Raw genomic sequence first — 12,929 nt, forward strand, 5'->3', positions numbered from 1 at the left:
TAATGCCATTTACATTTTCACACCCAGCAATACTTTTGCCATTTTTAAAAAATAATAAATTGTCAGCTACTGCTTTGATTGTTGGTTCCATGTCTCCTGATTTTGAATATTTTTTCCGAATGAAAATGCAAAGCGAGATCAGTCATACGCTTTTAGGGATATTTCTAATTGATTTTCCTCTGGGTTTTATAGTTATGTTTGCCTTTCATGAAATTATAAAACGTCCTCTAATAGAAAATTTGCCAACTTTTCTTCAAAATAGGTTGCAAGAATTAAAAGAATTTAAATGGGTAGTTTATTTTAAAAGTGCTGTATTCACTGTTTTGATTTCCTTTTTTTTAGGAGCTGTTTCACATATTTTGTGGGATTCAATGACGCATTGGGATGGTTATATAGTACAACAAATTCCCTTTTTTAATCTAGATTTTTTTTCAATACCGTTTTATAAAATTGCACAGCATGCAAGTTCGATTATTGGCTTGGGGTGGATTTTATTTTATATTTATAAGCTACCAGAAAAAAATGAAAACAGCAAAATAGTTGGTTTCAATTATTGGTCTTTGTCTATTGTTTTTGCAGTAGTTTTTATTGCTATCCGATTTTATTTTGGAACAGAGTTGGAGAAAATAGGTAATGCTATAGTTAGTATTATTTCTCCAACAATACTCGCAATTACTCTGACAGGATTGATTTTTAGAAATAAAAAAACTATTTAGTGAAGCTTCTCCCTTTCCATTCGTATTTTCCAAACGAAGAATACAAAGCTACGCTCACACTAAAAAAGGGATAGAACAAACTACTCAAAATCAAATATCGTACTTTGGTCTTGGTTAAAAAATCATTGGATTTGTAAATCAAAACGGTATCAACTGAAAACTTCAAAGTAATTAATAAAAAGACATTCTGAAAAGCAGTTAAACCCAAGAGCCAAGAACCAAGAACGAAGAGCCAACTCAGATTTCCCGCAAATACTAACAGCCCCAATCCTTTTCCGAAAGTGCTTTGATACGAGCTTGTTTTGGATGCCCAACGTACGCGCTGATAAAACAATGACTTCCAATCGTTTAATGGTTTTGTAGTGATAATTGTATTTTGAGATTTTAGATAATGAACTTTTTCAGGAAACTGGGCAGTCGCTTTTTGCAACAAGAAAATATCATCACCGCTGGCAATTTTGTCATTTCCTTCAAAACCATTTACACCCAAAAATAACGATTTTGTATACGCAAAGTTGGCGCCATTACACATAAACCCTTTGTTGATTCCAAAACTTCCAATTGTTGCACCTTGTAAACTCGACAAATCCAATTGCTGAAAATGATGCAAAAATGAATTACCGCAATCATACGTTACCGCACCGGCAATCATCTCAACATCATGAAGCTGAATGTAATTGTCTAAGGTTAATAACCAGTTTGCATTCACTACACAATCGGCATCGGTGGTAATAATCCAATCCGTGGTTACAATTTGCATTGCGGTTACAATCGCATCTTTCTTGGGTGAATTCGTAACCCGAATGTTCTTTATTATTTGAATATTGTATCTCGACTGCGCTCGAGATGACAATGGAATGCTAAACTCTTCTTCAGAAAAATCATCAACCAAAATCACTTCGAACAATTCCATCGGATAATTCAATTTCGACAAACTCTCCAATAGAATGGGTAAATTTTCGGCTTCATTCCGGAAAGGAACAATAATCGAGAATTTTGTTTTTGGCGTTAAGCCAATATAATCTATAGCATTTACTTTGGTGAAACCATAAATCAAGAAGGTAATCGCAACGCAATAGAGGATTATAACGAAGTACAAAACAAAAATCATATTGGATTTTTAGTTTTAAAATTCAAAACATAATAACTACCAATTAGTACAGGCAGAACTACATTCAGAAACCACATAAGTGTGGTTATAAAAATTACTATCCATTCGTTTACGCCAAGAATCCCGAAGAAATATACAGCCACACTTCCTTTTACTGCAAAGTCCAAAAACTGAAATGTAGGCAAAGAGGAAGCTAGAAAATAAACGCTTGTAATCGTGGCAATGGCTATTAAATAAGGTAAGTCAACATCAAAAGCGAGAAACAAAAAGTAATATTGGTGCGAAAAAACCAGAAAACGACAAATGCCTAAAAAGATATTTTTTTGGTGAATAGGTTTTGGGATTTCGTTAATCTTATGAATCAGTTTTTCGATAGAATAGCCCTTAATGTTTATTTTTTTCAAAGAAAACAAGATTCCAAATGCCAAAAAACAAATACCAAACAGAATCATAGCGGTTTTTGTAGTAATTACATTATACTGTGCATTGAAATACAACAACCCAAAAATTCCAAAAATAACGGTCAATATCATTTGGATTCCGTTGCAAATCAGGTTCAAGAAAATCACTTTTTTAGTGTTTCCTTTATCAAAAAACAATGCTTTTCCGGCATATTCGCCCACGCCGTTTGGCGTAAAAAGTCCTGCGGTCAATGCGCCAAGAACTTGTTTTGTTGCTTCGCCCAAAGAGATCTCATGGATAAATTTAACTAAATTTTGCCATTTCAAGATTTCAAAAAACCGATTCAAAACACTCAATACTAAAATAAAGGCGATTCCGCCAATGGACTGGTTTTTCTGGAATAAAACAATGAATTTTTGCCAATCCAGTTTGTCGTTATTAGCCAATTGATTGTAAATAAAATAAAACGCACCGCCTACAATCAAAAGTTTGATTAGAAGTACGAGGAATTGCTTAGTTTTGTGTGGAATTGAAATCATTGGTGCAAAGTAACAAAACTTTAAACTTTTAGACTTTAAACTTTAAACTAAATCATTGGCAAACGAACGCATCATATTAGGAATTGACCCTGGAACGACGATTATGGGTTTTGGATTGATAAAAATTGTCAATAAAAAAATGGAGTTTTTGCAATTGAATGAATTGCAATTGTCTAAATACGACAATCATTATCAAAAGCTGAAAATCATTTTTGAACGTACGATTGAGTTAATTGATACACACAATCCAGATGAAATTGCAATTGAAGCGCCTTTCTTTGGTAAAAACGTACAATCGATGTTAAAGTTGGGACGTGCGCAAGGCGTAGCCATGGCGGCGGGACTTTCGAGAGATATTCCCATTACGGAATATGAACCAAAGAAAATAAAAATGGCGATTACCGGAAATGGAAACGCCAGCAAGGAGCAAGTTGCCAAAATGCTACAGCAACTTTTAGGACTGAAAGAATTACCTAAAAATCTCGATAGTACCGATGGATTAGCAGCAGCGGTTTGTCATTTTTTCAATTCCGGAAAAGTGGTTGGTGCCAAAAGTTATACTGGTTGGGATGCTTTTGTAAAACAAAACGAAGAACGAGTTAAAAAATAGTAGTCGGTTTTCAGTTTGCGGAACTGACTACTAAAACTGACTACTGAATACTTATAAATGAGCGGAATCTACATTCATATCCCTTTTTGCAAGCAGGCGTGTCATTACTGCGACTTTCATTTTTCGACTTCGATGAAGAAGAAAGAAGAAATGGTTTTGGCTATTGCCAAAGAAATTCAAATGCGCAAAAGCGAGTTTGAGCTTCTCGACTGCGCTCGAAGTGACCATAAAATTGAAACCATTTATTTTGGAGGAGGAACGCCAAGCGTTTTAACTTCTGAAGAAATTAATTTTTTGATTGCTGCAGTTTACAACAATTATTCTGTAATTGAAAATCCCGAAATCACACTGGAAGCCAATCCAGATGATTTGTCAAGCGAACGAATAATTGAATTGTCTAAAAGTAAAATTAACCGATTAAGCATTGGGATTCAGTCTTTCTTTGAAGACGATTTACAACTAATGAATAGAGCTCATAATTCGGTGGAAGCCAAAAAATGTTTGGAGGAAGCCACTAAGTATTTCGACAATATTTCCCTCGATTTAATTTACGGAATTCCCAGAATGAGTAACGAAAAATGGAAACAAAATATTGAAACAGCTTTGTCATTTGGGATTCCGCATATTTCTAGTTATGCTTTAACGGTAGAACCAAAAACCGCTTTGAATAAACTGATACAAACCGGAAAAATTGCCGCGCCTAAAGATGAAGTCGCACAAGAGCATTTTGCTATTTTGGTAGAAACGCTCGAAGCCAATGATTTTATTCATTACGAATTGTCAAATTTTGGGAAGGAAAACTATTTTTCCAAGAATAATTCGGCGTATTGGTTGGGGAAAAAATACCTTGGGATTGGTCCTTCGGCGCACAGTTATGATGGCATGTCGAGAAGTTGGAATATTTCGAATAATGCGCTCTACATAAAATCGATTCAAGAAAATAAATTGCCTAACGAAACTGAAATCCTTTCTATAGCTGACCGTTACAACGAATATATTATGACTGGTTTGCGAACGATTTGGGGTGTTTCTTTGCATAGAATTGAAACCGAATTTGGAATCATTTATTTGGAATATTTAAACAAACAATCTCAAAAATTCCTTAGTGATGATTTAGTTTTTATAAAAAATAACATTCTGAAACCGACTCCAAAAGGAAAGTTTTTGACAGATGGAATTGCATCAGATTTATTTTACTTAAATTTGGAATAGTTAAAATTTGCCACAAAGGCACAAAGGCACAAAGAAATAAGTAAAGTTTTACATGATACTTTGCGCCTTAGCGCCATAAAAAATAATAATTTGTGTTAGCAACAGTTCAACATAACAATCAAACAATTAAGGTCGACCTATCAAAACCCATTGATATTTCGATTCCATTGACTAATACAGATGAAAATCCAATTGCTTGGTATATAAATAAACCAGTAATTGAACCGGTAGTTTTTGGGGATTGGATTGGTAAAGTTTCAGAAGGGAAATCATCTACTAATTTCAATAACATTTTCTTTAATCCGCACGGACACGGAACGCATACCGAATGTCTGGGACATATTACACGAGAATTTTACAGCATTAATCAATCGTTGAAACAGTTTTTGTTCTTGGCTGAATTGATTTCGGTTGTGCCGGAATTGCAAGGAGAAGATTTGGTGATAACATTAGAAAATATCACGACTGCGCTTGATGTGACACTGAAATTAGGTGTTCCAAAAGAATCCCTAATCATTAGAACGATGCCTAATTTTAAAATAAAGAAATCTTTGAAATATTCGAATACCAATCCGCCATATCTTTCTGAAGAGGCTGCACGTTTCATTTGCGAAAGCGGAATTCAGCATTTATTGATTGATTTGCCAAGTGTAGATAAAGAAAAAGATGATGGAAAATTATTGGGACACAAAGCATTTTGGAATGTAACTGATGTGAATAATTTGAATCATGGTGCACGGTTAGATTGCACAATTACCGAAATGATTTTTGTTTCAGATGAAGTGAAAGATGGTGCTTATTTGCTGAATTTACAAATCGCATCTTTTGAGAATGATGCAAGTCCTAGTAAACCTATTTTGTATGCTGTTTTAAATGATGCATTTTAAATTTTGAATAAAATAATTTCATAAGATGAACTTAGAAATGTACTACGAATATTGCTTGTCTAAAAAAGGAGTAACAGAACATTTCCCTTTTGATGAAGATACGTTGGTTTTTAAAGTAGGTGGAAAAATGTTTGCATTGTCGTCTTTAAGTCAATGGGAAAAAGGACAACCAGCAGTCAATTTGAAATGTGATCCTGAACGAGCTGAGGAATTATGAGCTGAATACGTTGACATTCAGCCGGGTTTTCACATGAGTAAAACCCATTGGAATACAATTATGATAAACGCATCGGTTTCGGATATGCTTGTCAAAAAGTTGATTGATCATTCCTATGAATTGGTTTTCGGAAGTTTGACTAACAAGATGCTTGTACAGATAAAAACAAAATAAAATCCATTCGTCGACCAATAATAGCTATTCATCTATAGTAATTATAGATATGACGAAAAATGAAATGTTTTTAATGGAATAAATTTAATTTAGTGCAAAAATTTAATTTAATAAATTATGAGCAAGGCACTGAATATTCTATTAATTGAAGATGATGCAATTGAAATAATGAAATTCAATAGAGTTTTAAGCACCTTAAGTATTAAGCATAAAATTGTTGAAGCTAATAACGGAGAGGAAGCTATTACGATATTGAAAGTCAAAGAGGTGATTCCTGATATAATAATTTTAGATTTAAATATGCCAAAAATTAACGGAATAGAATTTTTAGGCATATTAAAAGGGGATGACTACTTAAAATATATTCCAGCAATAATTTTAACTACATCCAACAATCGAAAAGATATTTTAGAATGTTATAAAATAGGAATTGCTGGGTATCAGTTAAAACCTCTTAAATATGACGACTATGTAGATAGGGTAAAACGCTTAATAGAGTATTGGAGTGATAATGAATTAATATCTCAATAATGTGCGAACGGAATAGTAAATAAGGAAGTCGAAGAATTAGTTCTAGCTAATTTTGGCGGAGGATAAATAGGAGGCTATTAAACTTCGAAGTGGAGTTGATGTTGCTTGTTTTATAAACATGGATCCTTATTATGATTATTTGACCTTTAGTTGATTCAAGCTGTTTTTGATGAAATGGGGTTGACATTGAGTGATGTTTTGATAGCGTTTGGAGAATGGTGAGTATGAAAACTATAAAAGATAAATATGGTGGGTTGATGGAAGCAGGAGGGAATAATTTTAAATAGTTTTTTAATAAACTTGACTCTTTTTCATAACCGAGTAATGTTTATTTATCCAAAACTAACACCACCGGAATTTAAAGTTACTGACGTTCCTGAAAATAGTCTCAACATACATTATTTTTCAAAAAGAGAAGGGTTTATGATTTTGTAAGGGGTATTTTAAAGTAATTAGGTATTATGAATAGTAATCCTGTTAAAATTAATTTAGTTCAAACTCGCAATGAAGGTTGTTCACATGAAATTTTTAATGTAATTTGTAAAAAAAAACATGGGTAATTTAGAATTTAATTTTGATGAAGATAGCTTCAATAAGCTATTTCCTTTCTATATTTTAATTGATTCTAATTTAAAAATAAAAAGTTTTGGTAAAAGTTTGGCCAAAACTTTGCCTGGAATTAAATTAAATGATGATTTCTCTTCAACTTTTGAAGTTAAAAGGCCCTTTGTTGAAAATCCAGATTTTGATTCATTAATAGCTGTTTCTAATCAATTAGTTGTTTTAGGGACTATGGCTTATATGGTCGATTTAAGAGGTCAATTTCAAGAACATAAAGGTTCTGTTTTATTTGTAGGATCACCGTGGTTTGTTTCTATGAGCCAAGTAAGTGAAAAAAAATTAACACTCCACGATTTTGCGTTTCATGACCCTTTAGTTGATTTACTACACGTATTAAAAACCCAAGATATAACAGAACAAGAATTAAAAGAATTATTAATTAAAATTAATAATCAAAAAAAAGATTTAAAAAGAGATCAGGAAGAGTTAAACAGGCTTTCACTTGTTGCCAGTACTAATGAGAATGGAGTTGTTTTTACTAAACCAGGAGGGGATATTTTTTGGTGTAATGATGCTTATTTAAAATTGACGGGTTTTTCTAAAGAAGAAATAATAGGAAGGACTCCTGTTCAGGTTGGTATGTGCGATCACACAAATAAAAAAGATCTAAAGAGTATGATTGACCCATTCTTTAAAGGGGAAAAATTTGATGTAGAATTAGTTCATGGTCGGAAAGACGGAAGCTATTTTTGGACTAAAACAAAAGGGCAGCCTATCCTGGGTTCAACAGGGAATGTTATTCAGTATTTTGCGATGATTGAAGATATAACTGAAAAGAAAAATGCTGATTTTAAATTGATTGAATCGGAAGACAGGCTTTCATTTCTAATTCTTAATCTACAAACGGGTATTATTTTAGAGGATGAGAATAGAAGGCTTTTATTGGTAAATAAAAAATTCTGTTCAATGTTTAATTTTGAAGAAGATCCCGATACTTTGGTTGGTATGGATTGTTCTAATTCTGTAGAGGATTCAAAACGTTTTTTTAAAAATTCGGAATTATATGCTGAAAGATTGAATAGTATACTTGAAACTAAACAACCTGTTTATAATGAAGAATTAGAGCTAGTAGATGGCAGGTTTTTTGAGAGAAGTTATGTACCCATCTTTAGTGATGGTATTTATAAAGGTAATCTTAGGTCTTATATAGATATTACAATAAAGAAAAACCACGAAGAAATATTACAAAACGAAAAAGAAAAATATAGCAATGTCATTGCTAATATGAACTTAGGTTTAATGGAGGTAGATACTAATGAAGATATCACTTTTGCCAATCATAGTTTTTGTGAAATCAGTGGGTATGATTTAGAGGAAATTATTGGGAAAAAAGCCTCAGATCTATTTCTAGCCAAGGAAGATAAAGAGTTAGTTGATACTAATAATGATTTAAGTATTCCCAATATGACTAATTCCTATGAAGTTCAAATAAAAAATAAAAAAGGAGAGAAAAAGCATTGGCTAGTCAGTAGTGCACTAAATTATGATGTTAATGGGAAAATAATGGGCTCAATAGGCATTTATCTTGATATAACAGAACAAAAAGAGCAAGAGGAAAAGCTTTATTTACTCTCCTTAATAGCTGAAAAAAATCTTAATGCGGTTATTATTTCTGATAAAGAAGGTAGGATAGAATGGGTTAATTCCAGTTTTGAAAAAATGTCAGGTTATAATAAAGAAGATTTAGTAGGTATAAAACCAGGTTATTTATTGCAGGGTAAAGATACAGATCCTGAGACCATTAATTACTTAAAAAATCAAATTAGCAAAGGGCATCCTTTTAATTGTGAAATTGTAAATTATTCCAAATCAGGAGAAAAATATTGGGTTAAAATACAAGGACAAGCATTATATAATAAAAAAGGTGAGATAGTCAGATATTTTGCTATTGAAGAAAATATATCCAATAAGAAAATATTGGAAAATCAACAAGAAGAGTTAGTAGCGAGTTTAGCAAAAACAAATAAAGAACTCGAAGATTATGCTCAAGTAGTTTCGCATGATTTAAAATCTCCTTTACGCAGCATTCATTCATTAATTTCATGGATAAAAGAGGATAGTGATAAGGGATTTAGTGATCAAACTTTAAGCTATTTTTCTATGATAGAGAATAAAGTCGAAAAAATGGATCATTTAATTGAGGGTATATTAACCTATTCTAAAATTGACAAAGAGGAGTTGGCTAAAGAAAGTATAAATACTCATCAAATTATACAGAGTATAATTGATATTATTCATATCCCCAAACACATCAGTATTACTATTAAAAATCAACTACCGATACTTTATGCGGATCGTTACAGAATTCAGCAATTGTTCCAGAATATAATAGGGAATGCTGTCAATTATATTGAAGAGGAAGTTGGTTTAGTTGAAGTCGCTTCGGAAGAATTTGGTGACCATTATGTTTTCTCCATTAAAGATAATGGTGTTGGTATTGCAAAAGAGCATCATGAGAAAATATTTAATACCTTTCAGTCCTATACTAAAAGTGAACATTCAACTGGAATTGGATTGGCAATTGTGAAAAAGGTTATAGATGCCTATAATGGTAAAATATGGATTGATAGCGAATTAGGAAAGGGTTCAACTTTTTTTGTAAAACTTAATAAATAAATTATGAAAATTATTCAGGCATCCAAGGTAAAAAATCAAGATTGGAACTATTTACAAGAAAAAATAATTTTAAATAATCCCTTAATCTTAGTTTTTGCTAACAGATTTCTTTTGGAGGATGAAGCAGTAATTGAAAGCATTCGAAAAGAGTTTCCCTATGAGCATATTGTTTTTGGATCAACTTCAGGGGAAATTTTATCTTGTAATGTATATGACAATTCCATTTCAGTAACCGCCATCGAATTTGAGAAAAGTTCTTTTGTAGTAAAACGGGATAACATTCTGAATTATGATAACGATGCAGGAAAATTAGGAGAAGCACTATATAATGAAATCCCAAAAGAGAATTTAAAGCACCTATTTGTAGTGTCAGAAGGTAGTTTTGTAAATGGTAGTTCATTGATAAAAGGATTAGAAAGCAATATTGATTTCTCAATTTCAATAACCGGTGGGATGTGTGGTGATGATGCTCGATTTGAAAAAACCCTCGCCTCTTACAAAGACAACCCAAAAGTAGGTGAAGTCATACTAATAGGTTTTTATGGAGAAACATTAGAAATCACCTATTCCAGTTTTGGTGGTTGGATTCCATTTGGACCAGAAAGGATAATTACTAAATCAGAAGCAAATATTCTTTATGAAATTGATGGACAACCAGCGCTTGATTTGTATAAAAACTATTTAGGGGAGAAAGCCAGTGAATTGCCACAAGCTTCTCTATTGTATCCTTTAAATGTAACTCCTGAAGATAAAAAAGAACCGGTTGTGCGAACTATATTAAATATAAATAACGATGATCAATCCATGATTTTAGCAGGTGATGTGCCAATTAATTCAAGAGTTCAGCTAATGATGGCATCTGTTGATGGCATTGGAGACGGAGCAAAAATTGCTGCTGAATTTGCTATGAAAAACAGAAAAAACAAACCAGAATTAGCTGTTTTAGTAAGTTGTATTGGTAGAAAATTAGTGATGAATCAAAGAGTAGAAGAGGAAGTTGAGCAAGTTCTAGAGACTATTGGAGAAAAGATCCCAATGACAGGGTTTTATTCCTACGGAGAGATGGCACCTTTCAATGGAAGTAAGTCTTGTGAACTCCATAATCAAACAATGACTATAACTCTAATTAGCGAATAATGAATTCATTACTAAAAAGACAAATAGATAAAAAACTTAAAGGAGGACTGAACGATTTAGATCTTTTTTTAGAAGCTATTAATGATTCTTATGAAAATTTTGAAGACCATATAGGTTTACTGCAGAGAGCAATGAAAATAAGTTCAGATGAGCTTTTCACAGCCAATCAAAAGCTTAGAGATGAAGCCGAAAGTCTTAAAGAAGTTAACAGAAACTTAGAATTTATTCTTAAATCAATGAGTCTCGATGCGGAAATTACTGCTAATGTAGATTCATTTAATTCATCGGATTATATTAAACAACAATCGGTAGAAATTATAAAGATCAACAAGCAAAGAGAAGAGTTGCTTGTTGATCTTGAAAAGCAAAATAAGGCATTAAATGAATATGCTCATATGGTATCCCATGATTTAAAGGCACCATTACGAAGTATTGATACATTGATAAATTGGTTTATAGAAGATAATAAAGAAATGATGAATGAAACCAATGTGAAATCATTAAATTTAATTCTCTCAAATGTGGAGAAAATGGATTCATTAATTAAAGGAATCTTAAATTATTCTTCTGTTGAAAACATTGAGAATGAAGATAGGGTAATTGATTTGAACAATTTAATCGATGAAATTCTTACTATTATTCCTATACCCGAACAAGTTGAAATTACTCTAAAAAATCCATTACCCAAGGTAGTCGGAAATAATTTTAGATATAAACAGTTATTTCAAAACTTGATACAGAATGCTATAAAATACAATGATAAAGATAAAATTTTAGTTGAAATTGGAAACACTGAAAATGATACTGAATTTCAGTTTTACATAAAAGACAACGGAGTTGGTATTCCTGAAAAATACTACACTAAAGTTTTTGATATTTTTTCTAAACTAGAAAACAATGATTCCTCTTCTGGAATAGGACTTTCGATAGTGAAAAAAATTATAGAATTTTATAAAGGAAAAATTTGGTTGGAAAGTCAAGTAGAGGTTGGCACAACTTTTTATTTCACAATAACTAAGAGCAATGGAACAGCCTAATCTAGAATACATTGATAAATTGTCAGGGGACAATATCGATTTCCGAACAAAATTAATTGGAATTCTTAAAAAAGAACTTCCTGAAGAAGTAGAAAGATACTTACAGGAAATGAATAATGTTAATTTTTCATATGCCGCTCAATCCGTGCATAAGCTAAAACATAAGATATCTATACTTGGTTTAGAAAAAAGTTATTATATTGCTCAAGAATATGAAGATAACTTAATTAAGGGCACTACTATACTAAAACTTGAATTTGAAACTATTTTGAAATCAATGCAAGATTTTGTATATTGTCTATAACCACTTCCTTTATGAATTGCATTGTTATTGATGATGAAGAGATGGCGAGAGTAATTATCACTCAAATAATGAGTCGTTTTCCTGAGCTCAAACTAATCCAAGAATTTCCTAACGCCATTCAGGCTATGAAATTCTTGAATAACAATCAAGTGGATTTAATTTTTTTAGACATTCACATGCCTGATTTTACAGGATTTGATTTTATACAAAGTTTAAAAAATCCTCCTAGAATTATTTTAGTAACTTCAGATAAAAATTTTGCTATTGAAGCTTTTGAATACGAGTGTATAGTAGATTATTTAGTAAAGCCTATCTCTGAAGATCGATTTCAAAAAGCAATTCAAAAAGCTAATTCTTTTAAGGTTATCTCCAAACCATCGGAAGTAAAACCAAATTTTGAAGACAACGCAAAGGAATTTTATATTAATATCGATCGTAGATTGATAAAAATAGAAATGGCATCTGTAAATGTTGTAGAGGCAAAGGGAGATTACATTCACATAAAAACAGAAAGTAAAAATTATGTAGTCCATTCTACCTTAAAAAAAATCGAAGGTAAATTGTCTAAAAATTTATTTTTAAAAGTACATCGTTCCTTTATTATCAATACTAAAAAAATCATTGATATTGAAGATAATAGTGTCTTAATTGGCAAAGATGTAATTCCAGTAAGTCGCGCTAATAGACCTGAATTGATGAAAAGATTAAATCTTTTATAAGCTATTTGTCCCCATCAAATTGTATTTGAACTACAGTAAGTAGTAATTAATCTAAGATTTCATTTTTTCTTTAATTAGTTAAGTAGCTTTGTTTTC

The 12,929-nt window shown here is 31.7% G+C and carries 13 protein-coding genes and 1 pseudogene; 12 read left to right on the forward strand and 2 right to left on the reverse strand.

Going from position 1 to position 12,929, the window contains the following annotated elements; all coding sequences use genetic code 11:
• The first annotated feature begins 2 nt into the window (after nt 1-2).
• Entirely contained in the window at nt 3-716 is a 714-nt protein-coding gene (locus ACNQF6_RS08975) for a DUF4184 family protein (RefSeq protein WP_417965152.1), read from the forward strand.
• On the opposite strand, the gene ACNQF6_RS08980 is transcribed toward ACNQF6_RS08975, so the two are convergent.
• Together ACNQF6_RS08980 and ACNQF6_RS08985 are read right to left on the reverse strand one after the other, a co-directional pair.
• Complete coding sequence (locus ACNQF6_RS08980; protein WP_417965154.1) at nt 709-1,827, reverse strand: glycosyltransferase family 2 protein; 1,119 nt, start codon at nt 1,825-1,827, stop codon at nt 709-711. The two genes, ACNQF6_RS08975 and ACNQF6_RS08980, sit on opposite strands and share 8 nt — an antisense overlap.
• On the reverse strand, nt 1,824-2,768 hold the full coding sequence (locus ACNQF6_RS08985) for a hypothetical protein (RefSeq protein ID WP_282713546.1): 945 nt from the start codon (nt 2,766-2,768) through the stop codon (nt 1,824-1,826). Before ACNQF6_RS08985 ends, ACNQF6_RS08980 begins: the two co-directional genes overlap by 4 nt.
• A gap of 55 nt (nt 2,769-2,823) precedes the next feature.
• Here ACNQF6_RS08985 and ruvC point away from each other — a divergent pair, with 55 nt between their 5' ends.
• The 11 genes and pseudogenes from ruvC (at nt 2,824) to ACNQF6_RS09040 (ending at nt 12,833) form a co-directional block, all read left to right on the forward strand.
• A complete protein-coding gene (gene ruvC / locus ACNQF6_RS08990) occupies nt 2,824-3,378 on the forward strand; it encodes a crossover junction endodeoxyribonuclease RuvC (RefSeq protein ID WP_091172893.1) in 555 nt (184 codons plus the stop codon).
• 57 nt (nt 3,379-3,435) lie between these two features.
• Entirely contained in the window at nt 3,436-4,590 is a 1,155-nt protein-coding gene (gene hemW, locus ACNQF6_RS08995) for a radical SAM family heme chaperone HemW (protein WP_417965157.1), read from the forward strand.
• Between the two features lie 92 nt (nt 4,591-4,682).
• Nucleotides 4,683-5,477 (forward strand): cyclase family protein, encoded by a 795-nt coding sequence (locus tag ACNQF6_RS09000; protein WP_417965159.1) that lies wholly within the window; start codon nt 4,683-4,685, stop codon nt 5,475-5,477.
• A 25-nt stretch (nt 5,478-5,502) separates the two neighbouring features.
• Nucleotides 5,503-5,868, forward strand: a pseudogene (locus tag ACNQF6_RS09005) (MmcQ/YjbR family DNA-binding protein).
• Between the two features lie 117 nt (nt 5,869-5,985).
• Nucleotides 5,986-6,399: a response regulator gene (locus ACNQF6_RS09010; protein WP_417965161.1), complete on the forward strand. Its 414-nt coding sequence runs from the start codon at nt 5,986-5,988 to the stop codon at nt 6,397-6,399.
• Between the two features lie 324 nt (nt 6,400-6,723).
• Entirely contained in the window at nt 6,724-6,834 is a 111-nt protein-coding gene (locus ACNQF6_RS09015; protein ID WP_417965162.1) for a heme NO-binding domain-containing protein, read from the forward strand.
• A 117-nt stretch (nt 6,835-6,951) separates the two neighbouring features.
• Nucleotides 6,952-9,636, forward strand: coding sequence for a PAS domain S-box protein (locus tag ACNQF6_RS09020; RefSeq protein WP_417965164.1), 2,685 nt, complete (start codon nt 6,952-6,954; stop codon nt 9,634-9,636).
• 3 nt (nt 9,637-9,639) lie between these two features.
• A complete protein-coding gene (locus ACNQF6_RS09025) occupies nt 9,640-10,773 on the forward strand; it encodes an FIST signal transduction protein (protein ID WP_417965165.1) in 1,134 nt (377 codons plus the stop codon).
• Nucleotides 10,773-11,810, forward strand: a complete 1,038-nt coding sequence (locus ACNQF6_RS09030) for a sensor histidine kinase (protein ID WP_417965167.1) — start codon at nt 10,773-10,775, stop codon at nt 11,808-11,810. The genes ACNQF6_RS09025 and ACNQF6_RS09030 overlap by 1 nt, the downstream gene beginning before the upstream one ends.
• On the forward strand, nt 11,797-12,114 hold the full coding sequence (locus ACNQF6_RS09035) for an Hpt domain-containing protein (RefSeq protein ID WP_417965169.1): 318 nt from the start codon (nt 11,797-11,799) through the stop codon (nt 12,112-12,114). The genes ACNQF6_RS09030 and ACNQF6_RS09035 overlap by 14 nt, the downstream gene beginning before the upstream one ends.
• A gap of 11 nt (nt 12,115-12,125) precedes the next feature.
• Nucleotides 12,126-12,833: a LytR/AlgR family response regulator transcription factor gene (locus tag ACNQF6_RS09040; protein ID WP_417965171.1), complete on the forward strand. Its 708-nt coding sequence runs from the start codon at nt 12,126-12,128 to the stop codon at nt 12,831-12,833.
• Nucleotides 12,834-12,929 lie beyond the last annotated feature (96 nt).

It is taken from the genome of Flavobacterium pasteuri (genome assembly GCF_048286615.1).
Lineage (GTDB): Bacteria > Bacteroidota > Bacteroidia > Flavobacteriales > Flavobacteriaceae > Flavobacterium.

Excerpts from the sequence above, each read along its gene's own strand:
- ACNQF6_RS08975 (WP_417965152.1), top strand. The coding sequence starts at position 3 with ATGCCATTTACATTTTCACACCCAGCAATACTTTTGCCATTTTTAAAA.
- ACNQF6_RS08980 (WP_417965154.1), bottom strand. The coding sequence starts at position 1,827 with ATGATTTTTGTTTTGTACTTCGTTATAATCCTCTATTGCGTTGCGATT.
- ACNQF6_RS08985 (WP_282713546.1), bottom strand. The coding sequence starts at position 2,768 with ATGATTTCAATTCCACACAAAACTAAGCAATTCCTCGTACTTCTAATC.
- hemW (WP_417965157.1), top strand. The coding sequence starts at position 3,436 with ATGAGCGGAATCTACATTCATATCCCTTTTTGCAAGCAGGCGTGTCAT.
- ACNQF6_RS09010 (WP_417965161.1), top strand. The coding sequence starts at position 5,986 with ATGAGCAAGGCACTGAATATTCTATTAATTGAAGATGATGCAATTGAA.
- ACNQF6_RS09015 (WP_417965162.1), top strand. The coding sequence starts at position 6,724 with ATGTTTATTTATCCAAAACTAACACCACCGGAATTTAAAGTTACTGAC.
- ACNQF6_RS09020 (WP_417965164.1), top strand. The coding sequence starts at position 6,952 with ATGGGTAATTTAGAATTTAATTTTGATGAAGATAGCTTCAATAAGCTA.
- ACNQF6_RS09025 (WP_417965165.1), top strand. The coding sequence starts at position 9,640 with ATGAAAATTATTCAGGCATCCAAGGTAAAAAATCAAGATTGGAACTAT.
- ACNQF6_RS09030 (WP_417965167.1), top strand. The coding sequence starts at position 10,773 with ATGAATTCATTACTAAAAAGACAAATAGATAAAAAACTTAAAGGAGGA.
- ACNQF6_RS09035 (WP_417965169.1), top strand. The coding sequence starts at position 11,797 with ATGGAACAGCCTAATCTAGAATACATTGATAAATTGTCAGGGGACAAT.
- ACNQF6_RS09040 (WP_417965171.1), top strand. The coding sequence starts at position 12,126 with ATGAATTGCATTGTTATTGATGATGAAGAGATGGCGAGAGTAATTATC.